Source organism: Streptomyces sp. HUAS 15-9 (assembly GCF_025642155.1).
In the GTDB taxonomy this organism is placed as follows: domain Bacteria; phylum Actinomycetota; class Actinomycetes; order Streptomycetales; family Streptomycetaceae; genus Streptomyces.
Map to the genome: position 1 here is coordinate 3,967,079 of NZ_CP106798.1, position 16,398 is coordinate 3,983,476.

The window sequence follows — 16,398 nt, forward strand, 5'->3', positions numbered from 1 at the left end:
ACCGGGCACGCCGCACCCCACATGGGGCGACGGCCCGAGTGCCCGATAGCCTTCGGCCATGACCACGCTGCAATCCGCCTCGCGACGCCGCCGCGCCGTCGCCGCTGCCGGCGCCGTTTCCGCCGGACTGCTCGTCCTGTCGGCCTGCGAGAAGCCGACGCCCATCGCGACGATCACCGTCGGCACGAGCTCGGTCAACTCAGAGGCCACCTGCTACAACGACGGCAAGGCCCTGACCGCGGCCTCCCTGGCCAGTTGCCTCAAGGACACCGACATCAAGTCGATCAAGGTGGACCCGGACGAGACCGTGCGCTTCGGCGTCGACCCGGCGGTCGCGGACAGCGGGTGGACGATCCTGATGAACGGTCAGCCGCTCACCGACTCCAGCAACAAGACCTACCGCACCATCCCGGGCAGTGTGTTCTTCAACGCCCAGTACGGCGCCCAGGGCAATTCGACCCTGGTCTCCATCAAGGAGGGCGAGAAGGACGTCAAGGGTCTGTGGTCCTTCAAGCTCAAGAAGGACTCCTGACCACGTCTTCCGTACGTGTTCTCGTAGCCACCGCGGTACCCGCCGAACGGGACGCGGTGGCACGGGCGTTCACGGGGCCGGAGCGTTTCGCGGGGCCGGAGCGTGAGGTGCGGCTTCCGGGGGTGACCCTGCGTCGGCTGCCGCGGCTCGATGTGGCCGCCGCCGGGGTGGGCCCGGCCCGCTCCGCCGCCTCCACCGCCGCCGCCCTCACCGCGGCCGCCCTCGAAGGCGCCCCCTACGCCCTGGTCGTCTCCGCCGGAATCGCGGGCGGTTTCCAGCCCGGGGCGCCGGTCGGCTCGCTGGTCGTGGCCGATGAGATCACCGCCGCCGATCTGGGCGCCGACACGCCCGACGGTTTCCTTCCGGTCACCGAGCTGGGCTTCGGGACCGTCAGCCACCGTCCGCCAGAAGCACTCGTACGAGACATCGCCGCCGCGACCGGAGCGCGCCCGGGAGCCGTACTCACCGTCTCGACGGTGACCGGCACGGCCGCCCGCGCCGCCGAACTCCACGCCCGTCACCCGCGTGCTCTCGCCGAGGCCATGGAGGGCTTCGGGGTGGCCGAGGCGGCCGCCGCGCACGGCGTGCCCGTCCTGGAGCTGCGCGCGGTCTCCAACCCCGTCGGCCCGCGCGACCGCGCCGCCTGGCGCATCGGCGACGCCCTGGCGGCCCTCACCGAGGGCTTCGGGAAGCTCGCGCCCGTACTGGAGAGTTGGAACCCCCATGAGCCCTGAGAGCCGAGCCCTGCAGATCGCCTACTCCCCCTGCCCCAACGACACCTTCGTCTTCGACGCTCTCGCCCACGGCCGCGTCCCCGGCGCGCCCGCGCTCGACGTGACCTTCGCGGACATCGACATCACGAACGGCATGGCCGAGCGCGGCGAGTTCGATGTGCTGAAGGTGTCGTACGCGGTGCTGCCGTACGTCCTCGACGAGTACGCGCTGCTGCCCTGCGGGGGCGCGCTGGGCCGGGGCTGCGGGCCGCTGGTGCTCACTCGGGAACCGGGGACCGACCTGACGGGTCGTACGGTCGCCGTACCGAGCGAGAAGTCGACGGCCTATCTGCTGTTCCGGCTGTGGGCGGCGGACACGCTGCCCGGCGGGGTCGGTGAGATCGTCGTCATGCCGTTCCACGAGATCATGCCGGCCGTGCGGGACGGGAAGGTCGACGCCGGGCTGGTGATCCACGAGGCGCGCTTCACGTACCAGAACTACGGGCTGCACAAGCTCGCGGACATGGGCGAGCACTGGGAGAACACGACCGGGCTGCCGATTCCGCTGGGCGCGATCATCGCCAAGCGGTCGCTGGGCGCGGACACGCTGCGGCGGCTCGCGGCGTCCATCCACACGTCCGTGCACGCGGCCTGGGACGACCCCGAGGCCTCCCGGCCGTACGTCATGGAGCACGCCCAGGAGATGGACCCGGCCGTCGCCGACCAGCACATCGGGCTGTACGTCAACGAATTCACGTCGGACCTCGGCGAGGACGGCTACGCGGCGGTCAGGGGCCTGCTGACACGCGCCGCGGCCGAGGGACTCGTCCCGCCCCTCGGCCCCCGCGCACTCGACTTCCCCTGACCGGGCTACACGTCCAGCTGGTCGGCGACCGCCCGCAGCAGGCCGGCGATCTTCTTGCCGGAGGCCTTGTCGGGGTAACGGCCCTTCTCGAGCATCGGAGTGATGTTCTCCAGGAGGGTCGTCAGGTCCTGCACGATCGAGGCCAGTTCGTCCGGCTTCTTGCGCTGTGCGGCCGCGACCGAGGGCGTCGGGTCGAGGACGGTGACGGAGAGCGCCTGGTCGCCGCGCTGGCCGGCGACCACGCCGAACTCCACGCGCTGTCCCGGCTTGAGTGAATCGACTCCGGCGGGAAGAACCGAGGAATGGACGAAGACGTCACCGCCGTCGTCGCGGGAGAGAAAGCCGAAGCCCTTCTCGCTGTTGAACCACTTGACCTTGCCGGTAGGCACGTCTGTCCTCGTCCTCGTTCTCGTCGGAAAACTGCTTCTGAAAACGGCTCTTGATAGCACTCGGGCGGGTCGTCCATGACCCGCCGGTACCAAGGCTAATGGTCTTCGGGCGGGTGACAAGACGTCGCCCGGTTGTTCCTTCGCGCTGGGAACTACCCTGGTCCGGTGCGTGACAAAACCCAAACGAATTCCGCCGGGCCCGGTGACGGACTGATCCGTACCGGTGCCGTCGTCTTCTTCATCGGTGCCGTGGCCACTCTCGTCACCGTGGCACCACTGTTCCTCGGTGCGAAGCCTTTTCCGACGTACATGTTCGGCCTGAGCATGCTGATGGCCGTCGGCTTCCTCGTCGCGGGCGCGGGAGTGCTCCGATCGATCGCGGCAGACCGCCGCCAGGCACGCGGCGCCTCACGGTAGCCGGTCAGCCAACGCGGGAACACGGCCAGGCCGCCGAGCAGACGTCCACCCCAGCCGTGCGCAGCTCACCCGCGCCGCAGGGGCCAGTGGCCACGACAACACACCGGGCCGGCATCAGGCACCCGGCGCCACGCGGTAGCCCGTCAGCCAACGCGGGAACACGGCCAGGCCGCCGAGCAGACGTCCACCCCAGCCGAGCGCAGCTCACCCGCGCCGCAGGGGCCAGTGGCCACGACAACACACCGGGCCGGCATCAGGCACCCGGCGCCACGCGGTAGCCGGTCAGCCAACGCGGGAACACGGCCAGGTCGTCGAGCACGACGTCCGCCCCCGCCGAGCGCAGCTCACCCGCGCCGCAGGGGCCGGTGGCCACGGCGACGGACAGGGCTCCGGCCGTGCGGGCGCCGCGGACGTCGCCGACATGGTCCCCTACGTACACGGCGGCCCCGTGCTCGCGCAGGGCCTCCGCCTTCTGTTCCGCCCACAGGTCGCCGACGACCACGTCGGGCTCCAGGCCGAGGTGGCTCAGGTGCAGCTTGGCGTTCGGCTCGTACTTCGCGGTGACCACGATCGCCCGTCCGCCGGCCGCCTGGACCGCCGTGATCGCTTCCCGGGCACCGGGCATCGCGGGCGTGGCGGCCACGGCTATGTCGGGGTACATCTCCCGGTACAGATCGCTCATCGGCCCGACCTGCTCGGCCGGGAACCAGTTGATCAGCTCCTCGGCGAGCGGCGGCCCGAGCCGGGTGATCGCCAGGTCGGCGTCGATGAAGGTCCCGGTCCGCTCGGCCAGCGCCAGGTAGCAGGCGTGGATGCCCGGCCGGGAGTCGATCAGGGTCATGTCGAGGTCGAAGCCGACGGTCGGCGCGGGAGCAGTCGTATGGGCCGCAGTCATATGGGCCATTGTGCCCAGACGGTACGCCGGCCAGGCCGCCCGGGACTGTGAGGTGGGCGACGCCCCGGGGCTGGATGCGGCTAGCTTCGGCGCTGGGAGCGCCAGACCAGGTAGAGGGCCGAGGCCACGGCCGCGCCGCGCACCACCCAGGGCCAGGTCTCGGCGACGGCGGTGTTCATATGGCCCTGGGCGATGGGGGCGCCCCAGCGGCCCTCGTTCCTGCCCCACAGCCAGACCACTCCCGCCGCCAGCGACAGCCCGGGCACGCCCATGACCGCCCACTTGGTCTCCGCCTGGGTCAGCCGGCGTGAGCCGTACGCGATGAGCCAGCCCAGGATGAGCCCGAACCAGTTGCCGAGGACGGCACCCGCGACGAGCAGCCCGGCGGCGAGCAGGAGGAGCGGATTGGTCCAGCCGGCGGCCGGCCGGGGCAGGGCGAGCCGACGGCGCGGGGACGGCGCGGGGGCGACGACCCCGGCGTCGGCGTCGGCATTCGCGTCCTGCTCGACCGGCGCGGCCTCCTCCTTGGTGTCCTTGGTGTCCCGCTCCGGCGGCTTCTCCTTCAGCGGCGGCTTGAGCAGCTCCGGGATCTCCACACCGCCGACGAACCCCGGCACGCTGTCGCCCTCCCCGAACGGGCTGCTGTCCACCCGCCACCAGTCCGGCTGCAACGCGCTGTCGCCGAGCTCGTGCTCCCCCGCCAGATGCGGCGGGGACGGCGCGTCCGGGCGCGCGGGCGGCTCCGGTTCGGCGGGGCGCGGCCGCGGTACGACCCGGCGCAGCCGCTTCGGCTCCGGCTCCGGGCGCGCCGGCTGTACGGGCACGGAGGCGGCCGTAGCAGCGACGGCGCGCCGGCATGGTGTCCCCGGCGGCCGCGACGACCTCGTCCGGGGTGCCCAGGCGGGCGATGATGCGGCGGACGGCGGCGGGGCTGTCGACGGTGGCCTTGGCACGGCGCCGGTCGATCTCGTTCCGCAGCTCCGAGACCAGACGCATCCGGACGGCCGACGACAGCTGCCGCTGCTGCGCCACATCGCCGACGCGGCTCAGATACTCGTAGACGACCTGGTCGCTTTCGATACCCACGAAGTCCCCTCCGGGGCTGACATGTTGGTAACCGGCGGGACGAAGGTAGCGCAGGTCGGCATCGACCGTTCCATCCGGCATTCGGGGACAAGGCACCCCCACCGGCCCGCACCTCATCGGCGAAACCGCCGGGGGCGACCCGCTAACGTGGGTCAGATGAGCACCGAGGACCGCCCGGCGCCCCGCTCTCTCGCGGAGGCGCTCCGCGCCAGGGACGACACCTCCCTGGCCGCGCTCCTGCGCAGCCGCCCCGACCTCATCACCCCCGTCCCCACCGACCTCACCCAGCTCGCCACCCGCGCGGGCACCCGTGCCTCCGTGCTGCGCGCCCTGGAACGACTGGACCGCTTCGCGCTGCAGACCGCGGAGGCGCTGGCGGTGGCGGCGGACCCGGCGACGTACGGCGCGCTGCTCGGCCTGATGGCCGGGGACGCCGGTGAGAAGGGTGATCCGGCCGTGGCCGCGGCCCTTCCCCGCGCCCTGGCCACCCTCCGCGAGCAGGCCCTGGTCTGGGGCGGCGACGACCGGCTGCGGCTGGTGCGCACGGCCCGTGAGGTGCTGGCCCCGTCGCCGCAGCACCCGTCCCCGACGGGCCTGGGCCCGACCGTGCAGGAGGCGACCGCGGGGATGTCGCCGGGCCGCATCCAGGAGATCGTCGCCGCCCTCGGTCTGCCCTCGACCCATGACGCGGTCTCCGCCGCGGCCTCGCTGACCGGCCTGTTCACTCACCGCAAGAAGATGGCCGCCCTGCTGCATGAGGCACCCGAGGAGTCCCTCGAAGTCCTCACCCGGCTGGTCTGGGGCCCGCCGTACGGTCAGGTCACCCCCGACCCCGCGCCCCGGCTGCGCTGGCTGCTCGACCGCGGCCTGCTGCTGCCGACGGCGCCCGGCACGGTCGTACTCCCCCGTGAGGTCGCCCTGCATCTGCGCGAGGGCCGCGCCCACCGCGCGGCCGAGGCCCTGCCGCCCGCCGTCGAACCGGCCGCGACGCACGCTCCGCGGATGGTGGACGCGACAGCCGCCGGCCAGGCGTACGGCGCCCTCGCGACCGTCGAGGAGTTGCTGAAGGACTGGGACGAGGGCGGCCCGGCGGTGCTGCGCGCGGGCGGTCTGAGCGTCCGGGACCTGAAGCGGACCGCCGTCGCACTCGACGTGCCCGAGCCCGTCGCCGCCTTCTGGGTCGAACTCGCCTATGCGGCGGGCCTGCTGGCGTCGGACGGCGAGGCCGACGAGCGTTACGCGGCCACCCCCGCCTACGACGAGTGGCTGGAGCAGCCCCCGGCCGAACGCTGGGCGCGGCTCGCCGAGGCGTGGCTGACCGCGACCCGGACGCCGGGCGTGGTCGGCGGGCGGGACGCGAAGGACCGTGCGCTGTCGGCACTGGGGCCGGGGCTCGACCGGTCCGCCGCGCCCGAGGTACGCCATCGCGTCCTGTCCCTGCTGGCCGCCCTGCCGGAGGGCGCGGCCCCGGCCCCCGGCTCGGTGCTGGCCCGGCTGCGCTGGGAGCGTCCGCTGCGCGGCCCCCAGAGGGACGACGACCTGCGCTCCCGCCTCGCGGAGTGGACCTTGTCGGAGGCGGAACTGCTGGGTGTCACCGGACGCGGGGCGCTGTCCGCCCAGGGCCGGGCGCTGCTGGGAGCGGCACCGGCGCACGGCGGTCCCGCGCATGGCCCGGCGGCCGCCGAGCCGTCCGGGCCCGGCGACAAACTCCCCGTCCACCACCACCATCACGCGCCCGCGCCCCACGAACCCCTGTCCGCGCCGGAGCAGGCGGTGGCGTCCGCCGCGGCCGCCCGGCTCCTCGCCCCGCTGCTGCCCGAGCCGCTGGACCATGTGCTGCTCCAGGCGGACCTGACGGCGGTGGCCCCCGGTCCGCTGGAGCGTCCGCTGGCCGACATGCTGGGTGTGCTCGCGGACGTGGAGTCGAAGGGCGGCGCGACGGTCTACCGCTTCACCCCCGCCTCCGTACGCCGTGCCCTGGACGCCGGCCGCGCCGCCTCCGACCTGCACGCCTTCCTGGCCGCGCACTCCCGCACGCCGGTCCCCCAGCCGCTGGCCTACCTGATCGACGACGTGGCCCGCAAGCACGGCCATCTGCGCGTCGGCGCGGCCTCCGCCTATGTCCGCTGCGACGACGACACCGTCCTGAACGAGATCCTCGCCGACAAGCGGGCGTCCGCGCTGCGTCTGCGCCGCCTGGCCCCGACGGTGCTGGCGGCCCAGGCCGACCCGGCGACGCTCCTCGACGGCCTGCGCTCGATGGGCTACGCCCCCGCCGCAGAGTCCGCGGAGGGCGACGTCCTGATCACCCGCGCCCACGCCCACCGCACCCCTCCCCGCACGGCCCCCGAGCCGGTCCCGGACGGCCCGCCCACGCCCGACGCCACGCTTCTGTCGGCCGCGATCCGCGCCATCCGGGCGGGCGACCTCGCCGCCACGACCCCGCGCAAGCCGTCCGGTGCCCCGGCCGCGGGCGGCGACCTGCCCCGGACCGGTTCCGCCGAGACCCTCGCCACCATGCAGGCCGCCGTCCTGACCGGCGAGGCCCTGTGGATCGGCTATGTCAACGCCGAGGGCGCCGCCAGCCAGCGCGTGATCGCCCCCATCCGGGTCGAGGGCGGCTTCGTCACGGCGTACGACCACACGGCGGACGAGGTCCGGACGTATCCGCTGCACCGGGTGACGGGGGTCGCGGAGCTCGCCGAGGACTGATCCGGCCCACGGTGGCGATGATCCGACCGGTCCGTCTGCGGCCTGCCGTGATCGTCGGCCGGTAGGGCACACTGGACGTTTGGGCCATGACGATGGCCGTACGGAAAGGGTGCCCGCGTGAACGGTCCGCTGATCGTCCAGTCCGACAAGACCCTGCTCCTGGAAGTCGACCACGAGCGCGCCGACGACTGCCGTCGGGCCATCGCGCCGTTCGCCGAACTGGAGCGGGCGCCGGAGCACATCCACACCTACCGGGTGACGCCGCTGGGGCTGTGGAACGCGCGGGCCGCGGGGCACGACGCCGAGCAGGTCGTCGACGCGCTCGTGCAGTACAGCCGCTACCCCGTGCCGCACGCCCTGCTCGTCGACATCGCCGACACCATGGACCGGTACGGGCGGCTGACCCTCAGCAAGCACCCGGCCCACGGTCTGGTCCTGACGACCACCGACCGCCCGGTCCTCGAAGAGATCCTCCGCTCCAAGCGGATCGTTCCTCTCGTCGGCGCCCGGATCGATCCGGACACCGTCGTGGTGCATCCCTCCGAGCGCGGGCAGATCAAGCAGATACTGCTCAAGCTGGGCTGGCCGGCCGAGGACCTCGCCGGGTACGTGGACGGCGAGGCGCACCCGATCGAGCTGCACGAGGACGGGTGGGCGCTGCGGGCCTACCAGAAGCAGGCCGTGGAGAACTTCTGGCACGGCGGCAGCGGTGTGGTCGTGCTGCCCTGCGGCGCCGGCAAGACGCTGGTGGGCGCCGGGTCCATGGCGCAGGCCAAGTCCACCACGCTCATCCTCGTCACCAACACCGTCTCCGCCCGGCAGTGGAAGCACGAGCTGGTGAAGCGGACGTCGCTGACCGAGGACGAGATCGGCGAGTACAGCGGTACGCGCAAGGAGATCCGGCCGGTCACCATCGCGACCTACCAGGTGCTGACCACCAAGCGGAAGGGGATCTATCCCCACCTGGAGCTCTTCGACTCCCGTGACTGGGGGCTCATCGTCTACGACGAGGTGCATCTGCTGCCCGCTCCTGTCTTCAAGTTCACCGCCGACCTCCAGGCGCGCCGGCGTCTCGGCCTGACCGCGACCCTGGTGCGTGAGGACGGGCGCGAGTCGGACGTGTTCTCCCTCATCGGGCCCAAGCGGTTCGACGCGCCCTGGAAGGAGATCGAGGCGCAGGGGTACATCGCTCCCGCCGACTGCGTCGAGGTACGGGTCAATCTCACCGACTCCGAGCGGCTGGCCTACGCCACCGCCGAGACGGAGGAGAAGTACCGCTTCTGCGCCACCACGGAGACGAAGCGGAAGGTGACGGAGGCGATCGTCCAGCGCTTCGCGGGACAGCAGATCCTCGTCATCGGCCAGTACATCGACCAGCTCGACGAACTGGGCGAGCATCTGAACGCCCCCGTCATCAAGGGCGAGACGTCCAACGCCCAGCGCGAGAAGCTCTTCGACGCCTTCCGCGAGGGCGAGATCAGCGTGCTCGTCGTCTCCAAGGTCGCCAACTTCTCCGTCGACCTGCCGGAGGCGACGGTCGCCGTCCAGGTGTCGGGCACGTTCGGCTCCCGCCAGGAGGAGGCCCAGCGCCTGGGCCGGGTGCTCCGTCCCAAGGCCGACGGCCACCAGGCCCACTTCTACTCCGTGGTCGCCCGCGACACCATCGACCAGGACTTCGCCGCCCACCGCCAGCGCTTCCTGGCCGAACAGGGCTACGCCTACCGGATCGTCGACGCGGACGAGATCCTGGCCGAGGGCTGAGAGCCGAGGCGGGCCCGGCTGCTCTGCCGGCTCTGCCCGAGGACAGCCGATCCCATGAGCAGCGCCAGCGCCAGCAGTGGGTAGGGCGCTGCCAGCGGCTCCTGCCACCAGGACAGTCGCAGGTCCAGGTCGCCCTGGTGCGGCAGCAGCCACATCGTGCGGGCGGTGAAGACCGTCACGGTCAGCGCCGCCAGGCGGATACGGCCCTCCGCCAGGAGTACGGCGGTCAGCGGGACGCACCACACCCAGTGGTGGGACCAACTGATCGGCGAGACGAGCAGGGCGGTGAACGCCGTCAGCAGGATCCCGTGCCGTTCCTCCGCGGCCCGTGCCGCCAGCCACAGGCCCAGCGCCCCGACCACGGCCGCCGGGAGCAGCCAGACGAGACCCGGCGCCGGGTCACCCGACACCCGCGCGACGAGGCCCTGCAGGGACTGGTTGTCGACGATCCAGCCCTTGCCCACCCGGCCCGTCTCATACAGGCGCCGTGTCCAGAAGTCCACGCCGGCGGCGGGGAGCATCAGCGCGCCCAGCAGGGCCGTGCCGCCGAACGCCGCCGTCGCCGTGGCCGCCTCCCGGCGGCGCCCGGTCAGGAAGAGGTAGACGATGAAGACGGCCGGGGTGAGCTTGATCCCGGCCGCCAGCCCCAGGGCCACGCCCTTGCCCCGGGCGCCCGGAGCACGCGTGAGGTCCCACAGGACCAGGCAGGCGATCAGCAGGTTGATCTGGCCGAACAGGAGTGTCTGGAAGACCGGTTCCAACCACAGGGACAGGGCGGTGGCGGTGCAGAGGAGAGATGCCGGGGCCGTTCTTCCCGCGAGGCGGGCGGAGAGGTGGACGAGACCGGCGAGCAGGAGCGCGTTGCCCGCGAGGAACGCCACTTTCAGGGCCGGGACGGGGATCCAGGTCGTCGGGACGAACAGGACCGCCGCGAAGGGCGGATACGTCGCCGGCAGCTGCCACTCGGTGACCGTGAAGCCGTAGAGGTCGCCGCCGTGGGCGACGGCCTCGCCCTCGGCCCGGTAGACCAGCACGTCGGCCATCGGGATGCGCTGCAGGACGCAGAGGGCGGCGAAGGAGCAGAGGGAGAGCGTGAGGAGAAGGGGCGGAAGGAAGGGCGGAAGGGCAGGCTTCACCGTCCGAGGCGTCACGGAGGTGAACCTATGCCATCACTTACGGCGTATGCCCGCTTCCTCGCCGTACTCCCCGAGGACGACCACGCTGAACGCCGCCTCCGCGAACACCTTGATGGCGCGGAGGGCGCTGCCCAGGCGGTGATGGTGGATGCCCGCGACGGCCGTGGCACCGGACGGTCGGGCTGGGACTGAATGGACGGTTGCTGCGCTCATGTCTCCATGGTGGCTCCGCCGGCCTGTGAACGGCATCGGTCTCCAGAGCCAACCCGCACCGCCTCCCCGTCCACCCACAGACGGACCCCACCCCCTACGCCGGGTGCCCCCGCCCCCTAGGGGACGGACACCGGGGGACCAACATCCGGGGGACGGACAGCCAGGCGGACAGGCGGGAGACGGAAATCCGGACGACAGAAATCCATTGGCCCCCACCCGGCCCCGCTCACTAGAATCTCCGCTCTTGCCCGCCTCCCCCTCGGAGTGCCGCCGCCCGGCCGGAAACCGGACGGCACCCCCTCAGCACACACCAAGCAGCCGCAGCAGGCCCACCGGAGGCACCCCCTTGTCCACATCCGCCGACGACCCCCTCGCGCGTGAGCGCTCCCACCTCGCGTCCTCCCGCTCCGCCCTGCGCGCCATGCGCAAGGACGTCGAGTCGCTCGACATCAGCGACGTCACCGCGAACTGGGTGAACGCCGAGGTCCTTGCCCGTCAGATCGACGAGCGCATCAAGGCGCTGGCCGACCTCAGCGACACCCCGCTGTTCTTCGGCCGCCTCGACTACCTCCACGCTCCGGGCGCCGACCAGGCGGAAGGCGCGGAGGGCGAGCGTTTCTACATCGGGCGCAGGCATGTGCACGACGGCGGCGGCGACCCGATGGTCATCGACTGGCGCGCGCCGGTCTCGCAGCCGTTCTACCGGGCGTCCAAGAACGACCCGATGGACGTCGGGCTGCGCCGCCGCTTCGGTTACACCGGCGGCGACCTGACCGCGTACGAGGACGAGCACCTCTCCGACCCGGCCGATCCATCGGGGGCCGTGGCCACCAGCAAGCTGCTCCAGCAGGAGATCGAGCGACCCCGCGTCGGTCCGATGCGCGACATCGTGGCCACCATCCAGCCCGAGCAGGACGAGATCGTACGGTCCGGTCTGTCCGGCACCGTGTGTGTGCAGGGCGGCCCCGGCACCGGCAAGACCGCGGTCGGCCTGCACCGGGTCGCGTATCTGCTGTATGCGCACCGGGAGCGGCTCGCCCGCACCGGCACCCTCGTCATCGGCCCGAACAGGTCCTTCCTGCACTACATCGAGCAGGTGCTGCCCGCGCTCGGTGAGTTGACGGTGCGCCAGGCCACCGTCGACGACCTGGTCGCCCATGTGGAGGTGCGCGGCACGGACGACGCGGCCGCCGCGATCGTGAAGGGCGACGCGCGCATGGCGGACGTCCTGCGGAAGGCCGTGTACGCGCACGTGGCCATGCCCACCGAGCCGGTCGTGGTGGTGCGCGGCTCGCGGCGGTGGCGTGTGCCCGCGTACGAGCTGGAGGAGATCGTGCGGGAGCTGCTGGCCCGGGACATCCGCTACGGCGCCGCCCGCGAGGCCCTGCCGCAGCGCATCGCGCACGCCGTGCTGGTGCAGATGGAGCGGTCGGGAGAGGCCCCGGACGACCGGGTGCAGGACACCGTCGCCCGCAACAGCGCGGTGAAGGCCGCGGTCAAGGAGATCTGGCCGCCCGTCGACCCGGCGAAGCTGGTGCTGCGGCTGCTGACCGAGGCGGACTTCCTCGCCGAGCACGCCGAGGGGATCCTCGGCGATGACGAGCAGAAGACGATCCTGTGGGCGAAGCCGGTGCGCAGCGTCAAGTCCGCCAAGTGGTCGCCCGCGGACACGGTGCTGATCGACGAGGCCGCCGACCTCGTGCAGCGCACGCACTCGCTCGGGCATGTGGTGCTCGACGAGGCGCAGGACCTCTCGCCCATGCAGTACCGTGCCGTCGGCCGCCGCTGCACCACCGGCAGCGCGACCGTCCTCGGCGATCTGGCGCAGGGCACCACCCCGTGGGCGACCCGGAGTTGGAACGAGGCGCTGACCCACCTGGGGAAGGCGGACGGGGTCGTCGAGGAGCTGACGGCCGGTTTCCGCGTGCCGACGGACGTCATCACGTACGCCTCCCTGCTGCTGCCGCACATCGCGCCCGGCCTCACCCCGGTCGCGTCGGTCCGTGAGAACCCGGGCTTCTTCGAGGTCCGTACGATCGCCGGCACCGCCGAAGTGGTCGCGGCCTGCGAGGAGTTGCTGGGCAACGAGGGCTCGATCGGCCTCATCGCCGCCGACGCCCGCGTCCCGGCGCTCGCGGAGGCGCTCACCGCCGCGGGCATCGGCCATCTCAACCCCGGTGAGGAGACGACCCGGGACACCCGGCTGACGCTGGTCCCGGCCTCGCTCGCCAAGGGTCTGGAGTACGACTACGTCGTCCTGGACGAGCCCCGGGCCGTGGTCGACGGCGAACCGGACGAACGCACCGGCCTGCGCCGCCTGTACGTGGCCCTGACCCGAGCGGTCTCCGGCCTGATCGTGACCCACACGGCTCCGCTGCCGGAGCAGCTGGGCTAGGTGTACTCGGCCGTCACGTTGGTGACACGCAGCCGTCGGTAGTTGATCAAGGAAGGACCTCCGGGCGTAGTGGAGATAGCCGTCTTCACTCACCTCGGAGGTCCTGGTGGCCCACGCTAATGCCCGGCTGACTTTTCACGGCAGATGCCTGCTGGTGCGTCGTGTCGTACTGGACCGGCGTCCGGTCGCTCACGTCGCAAAGGAACTCGGCGTCTCCCGCCAGTGCGCCCATCGCTGGGTGAACCGCTACCGCGCGGAGGGCTGGAGCGGGCTGCAGGACCGCAGCAGCAGTCCGCACCGCCGTCCCACCCGCACACCCGCGGCCGTCGAACAGCGCGTGCTCAAAGCCCGCCGCACCCTGCGCACGGGTCCCGACGCCCTGGCCGAGCAGACCGGCGTCCCCGCCCGCACCATCAGCCGGATCCTCAGCCGCCACCAGGTGCCGGCGCTGTCCGCCTGCGACCCGCTGACCGGCCAGGTCATCCGCGCCACCAGGGCCAGCAGCCGCCGCTACGAACACTCCCGGCCCGGCGACATGATCCATGTCGACGTCAAGAAGCTCGGCAGGATCCCCGCCGGCGGCGGCCATCGCGCCCACGGCCGCGGTGAACGACCCGGATCGATGCGGGGACTGGGTTACGACTACGTCCACGCTGCCGTCGACGACCACTCCCGCCTCGCCTACGCCGAGATCCTCCCCGACGAGAAGGGCACCACCTGCGCGGGCTTTCTCACCCGCGCAGCCGCGTTCTTCCACGCTCACGGCATCACCCGCATCGAGCGGGTCATGACCGACAACGCCAAGAACTACCGGCTCTCGCACGACTTCCAGACCGCATGCCAAGCACTCGGAGCACGCCAGAAGTTCACCCGCCCGCACTGCCCGTGGACCAACGGAAAGGTCGAACGGTTCAACCGCACCCTGCAGACCGAATGGGCTTACCGGAAGGTCTTCACCAGCAATGCCCAACGCGCGCGAGCACTCGCGCCCTGGCTCGACTTCTACAACACTGGCCGCCGACACACCGCGCTCGGCGGCCAGCCACCGATCAGCCGACTGTCACCAACCTCATGACCGAGTACAGCTAGGACGGGGCGGTCCGGGGGATCTCCGCGGAGGCGAGATCCAGCGCCCGCCGCCACTCCGCGACCGCCGACGGCGACACCGGTCCCGTCCAGCCCTCCGGCCGGGCCGCCCCGCCGATGTGGAAGGCGTCGATGCCGGCGTCGAGGAGGGCCGGCACATGGTCGAGGCGCAGGCCGCCGCCGACGAGGAGCGTCTGCTCGTACCCGGGTTCCCCGCGCCGCGACGCCTCGGCGCACAGCGTGGGGAGTCCGTCGTCCACTCCGGACGCGGAGCCCGCGGTGAGGTAGGTGTCGAGGCCGGGCAGGTCCGCGAGCTGTTTGCGCAGCGCGTCCCGGTCCGCCGCCCGGTCGATCGCCCGGTGGAAGGTCCACCGGCAGCCCTCCAGCTCGGCGACGACCCGCTCCACCGCGGCCAGGTCGACTTCGCCGTCCGCGCCGAGGAAGCCGAGCACGAACTGGTCGGCTCCGGCGCTGCGCAGCTCCCCGGCCGTCCGCACCAGGCCCTCGACGTCCCCGGCGGCGAATCCGTCCGCCAGCCGCAGCATCACGCGCAGGTCGATGTCGACGGCGGCCCGGATGCCGGCGTAGGTCCGGGGTGGCGGGGTCAGGCCGTCCGCCGCCATGTCGGTGACCAGTTCGAGGCGGTCCGCGCCTCCGGCCTGGGCGGCGACCGCGTCCTCAGGGCCGAGGGCGATCACCTCCAGGACTGCACGCGTGCTCATAGGACCCCTTCCGTCGGTGTTCCCTGGAGCGACTACAGGTCTAGTCCAATCTCAGGGTACGTGGGACGGCACCGGCCCGCGAGAAGGCCCCCCTGTCAGCCGAAGATGTTCATCTCCGCGATCTCCGCCCCCACCAGCTCATAAGACGCCCCGTCGACCGTTCGCCCCGAGTACAGCCGCACGAGCGTGGCGGCGCCGCCGATGAACCGCGCCGGGGTCCGCACACCGCTCGTCGCCCCCAGCCGCACCGGCTCGCCCACGTCGTCGAGGTCGGCGTGCACCGGCAGATGCCCCTTCTCCCGGGTCACCCGGGCCAGCAGCGTGAGCGCGTACGGCACCCCGGCCCCGGAGTAGGCACCGGGCTCGCCGAAGGTGTCGCGCACATCACCGGCATGCACCCACTCCCCGAGGGCAATCAAGTCCAGCACCCCGCCCGCCCTGGCGATCACCGGCCCCGCCTCGGTCATCCCGCGCTCCAGCTCGTCGACGACCAGCGCGTTGGTCCACTCGGCCCGCTCGGCGATGTCCCGGTCGTTCGACTCGGGCGAGAACACGCCCTCCTCGAAACGGCTCTCCACCACCCTCATCAGTGCGGCGGAACAGTGCGCGAGCACATCCCGCACCGTCCACCCCGGACACGCGGCGGTGGGCAGGGCGAAGTCCGCGTCGGGCCGGGCCCGCAGCAGGGGTATCAGGGCATCGCGCTCGACGGTCAGCAGCAGTCCGGGCAGTTCGGGGTCGCGTACGTCCTGAACGTCAGTCATGGCGACCAAGCTAGGCGCCGCACCGGCCTTACGCGGAAGAATGACCCCATGGCCGATCTCGACGCCCTCCGCTCCCGCTGGACCCGTGCCCTGGAAGGAGTCCGTGGCCCCGGCGGCGGTCCCGACCCGGTGCCGTACGCCGACAATCTCCTCGCCCGCTGGCAGGAGCCCCAGCGTCACTACCACACGCTCGCCCACCTCACTGCGGTCCTCGACCACATCGACGTGCTGGAGCAGTACGCGGCGGACCCGGACGCCGTACGCCTGGCCGCCTGGTTCCACGACGCCGTCTACCTGCCCGACCGCTCCGAGAACGAGGAGCGGTCGGCCCGTCTCGCCGAGCGCGCGCTGCCCGAGGCCGGGGTCCCCGAGGAGCGGACCGCCGAGGTGGCCCGCCTGGTCCGGCTCACCGTCACCCACGACCCCGCCGACGACGACCGCGACGGCCAGGTCCTGTGCGACGCCGACCTGGCGATCCTCGCCGCGGCCCCGTCCGTGTACGCCGCCTACACCGCAGCCGTCCGCGAGGAGTACCACTTCGTCCCGAGCGACGCGTTCCGCGCGGGCCGCTCGGCGGTCCTGCGCCAACTCCTGGAGCTGCCCGGCCTGTTCAGGACGCCGTACGGCGAGGCGAAGTGGGAGGCCACCGCCCGCTACAACCTCCGCTCCGAGCTGGAAATGCTGTCGACCCCCGCGGGCCCGACCACCTAGT

15 protein-coding genes and 1 pseudogene are annotated in these 16,398 nt (G+C 72.4%); 9 read left to right on the forward strand and 7 right to left on the reverse strand.

Annotated elements, in window-relative coordinates:
* Nucleotides 1-58 precede the first annotated feature (58 nt).
* Genes N8I87_RS18145 through N8I87_RS18155 form a run of 3 tightly spaced genes read left to right on the forward strand, consistent with a single transcriptional unit; the run spans nucleotide 59 to nucleotide 2,110 of the window.
* Complete coding sequence (locus tag N8I87_RS18145) at nucleotides 59-532, forward strand: DUF2771 domain-containing protein (RefSeq protein WP_263210100.1); 474 nt, start codon at nucleotides 59-61, stop codon at nucleotides 530-532.
* A complete protein-coding gene (locus N8I87_RS18150; RefSeq protein WP_263210102.1) occupies nucleotides 502-1,266 on the forward strand; it encodes a futalosine hydrolase in 765 nt (254 codons plus the stop codon). Before N8I87_RS18145 ends, N8I87_RS18150 begins: the two co-directional genes overlap by 31 nt.
* The gene (locus tag N8I87_RS18155) at nucleotides 1,256-2,110 is read left to right on the forward strand and encodes a 1,4-dihydroxy-6-naphtoate synthase (RefSeq protein ID WP_263210104.1); all 855 of its coding nucleotides are present in this window, start codon (nucleotides 1,256-1,258) and stop codon (nucleotides 2,108-2,110) included. The genes N8I87_RS18150 and N8I87_RS18155 overlap by 11 nt, the downstream gene beginning before the upstream one ends.
* 5 nt (nucleotides 2,111-2,115) lie before the next feature.
* Here the strand turns inward: N8I87_RS18155 and N8I87_RS44030 are convergent, their stop codons facing one another.
* Complete coding sequence (locus tag N8I87_RS44030) at nucleotides 2,116-2,499, reverse strand: cold-shock protein (RefSeq protein ID WP_317633475.1); 384 nt, start codon at nucleotides 2,497-2,499, stop codon at nucleotides 2,116-2,118.
* 165 nt (nucleotides 2,500-2,664) lie between these two features.
* Between N8I87_RS44030 and N8I87_RS18165 the strand changes: the two genes are divergently transcribed.
* Nucleotides 2,665-2,916, forward strand: a complete 252-nt coding sequence (locus tag N8I87_RS18165; RefSeq protein ID WP_263210106.1) for a hypothetical protein — start codon at nucleotides 2,665-2,667, stop codon at nucleotides 2,914-2,916.
* Nucleotides 2,917-3,169: 253 nt separating this feature from the next.
* Here the strand turns inward: N8I87_RS18165 and N8I87_RS18170 are convergent, their stop codons facing one another.
* Together N8I87_RS18170 and N8I87_RS18175 are read right to left on the reverse strand one after the other, a co-directional pair.
* Nucleotides 3,170-3,820 (reverse strand): HAD family hydrolase, encoded by a 651-nt coding sequence (locus N8I87_RS18170; protein ID WP_411577244.1) that lies wholly within the window; start codon nucleotides 3,818-3,820, stop codon nucleotides 3,170-3,172.
* Nucleotides 3,821-3,891: 71 nt separating this feature from the next.
* Nucleotides 3,892-4,897 (reverse strand): annotated as a pseudogene (locus tag N8I87_RS18175) (hypothetical protein).
* A 156-nt stretch (nucleotides 4,898-5,053) separates the two neighbouring features.
* Here N8I87_RS18175 and N8I87_RS18180 point away from each other — a divergent pair.
* Nucleotides 5,054-7,609: a helicase C-terminal domain-containing protein gene (locus tag N8I87_RS18180; RefSeq protein ID WP_263210110.1), complete on the forward strand. Its 2,556-nt coding sequence runs from the start codon at nucleotides 5,054-5,056 to the stop codon at nucleotides 7,607-7,609.
* A gap of 117 nt (nucleotides 7,610-7,726) precedes the next feature.
* Nucleotides 7,727-9,370 (forward strand): DNA repair helicase XPB, encoded by a 1,644-nt coding sequence (locus N8I87_RS18185; RefSeq protein ID WP_263210112.1) that lies wholly within the window; start codon nucleotides 7,727-7,729, stop codon nucleotides 9,368-9,370.
* Here the strand turns inward: N8I87_RS18185 and N8I87_RS18190 are convergent.
* Both N8I87_RS18190 and N8I87_RS18195 read right to left on the reverse strand, forming a co-directional pair.
* Nucleotides 9,328-10,413 carry a glycosyltransferase 87 family protein gene (locus N8I87_RS18190; RefSeq protein WP_263216532.1) on the reverse strand — a complete coding sequence of 362 codons (1,086 nt, stop codon included), beginning with the start codon at nucleotides 10,411-10,413 and terminating at the stop codon, nucleotides 9,328-9,330. The genes N8I87_RS18185 and N8I87_RS18190 overlap by 43 nt on opposite strands.
* A gap of 126 nt (nucleotides 10,414-10,539) precedes the next feature.
* Entirely contained in the window at nucleotides 10,540-10,719 is a 180-nt protein-coding gene (locus N8I87_RS18195; RefSeq protein ID WP_263210113.1) for a hypothetical protein, read from the reverse strand.
* A gap of 346 nt (nucleotides 10,720-11,065) precedes the next feature.
* Between N8I87_RS18195 and N8I87_RS18200 the strand changes: the two genes are divergently transcribed.
* Nucleotides 11,066-13,114: a HelD family protein gene (locus N8I87_RS18200; protein WP_263210114.1), complete on the forward strand. Its 2,049-nt coding sequence runs from the start codon at nucleotides 11,066-11,068 to the stop codon at nucleotides 13,112-13,114.
* Nucleotides 13,115-13,220: 106 nt separating this feature from the next.
* Nucleotides 13,221-14,189 (forward strand): IS481 family transposase, encoded by a 969-nt coding sequence (locus tag N8I87_RS18205; RefSeq protein WP_263206714.1) that lies wholly within the window; start codon nucleotides 13,221-13,223, stop codon nucleotides 14,187-14,189.
* Nucleotides 14,190-14,199: 10 nt separating this feature from the next.
* Here N8I87_RS18205 and N8I87_RS18210 read toward each other — a convergent pair whose 3' ends face one another.
* Together N8I87_RS18210 and N8I87_RS18215 are read right to left on the reverse strand one after the other, a co-directional pair.
* The gene (locus N8I87_RS18210) at nucleotides 14,200-14,922 is read right to left on the reverse strand and encodes a copper homeostasis protein CutC (protein WP_263210115.1); all 723 of its coding nucleotides are present in this window, start codon (nucleotides 14,920-14,922) and stop codon (nucleotides 14,200-14,202) included.
* A gap of 95 nt (nucleotides 14,923-15,017) precedes the next feature.
* Nucleotides 15,018-15,686 carry a maleylpyruvate isomerase family mycothiol-dependent enzyme gene (locus N8I87_RS18215; protein WP_263210116.1) on the reverse strand — a complete coding sequence of 223 codons (669 nt, stop codon included), beginning with the start codon at nucleotides 15,684-15,686 and terminating at the stop codon, nucleotides 15,018-15,020.
* A gap of 48 nt (nucleotides 15,687-15,734) precedes the next feature.
* Here N8I87_RS18215 and N8I87_RS18220 point away from each other — a divergent pair, with 48 nt between their 5' ends.
* Nucleotides 15,735-16,397, forward strand: a complete 663-nt coding sequence (locus tag N8I87_RS18220) for an HD domain-containing protein (protein WP_263210118.1) — start codon at nucleotides 15,735-15,737, stop codon at nucleotides 16,395-16,397.
* The last annotated feature ends 1 nt before the right edge of the window (nucleotide 16,398 follow it).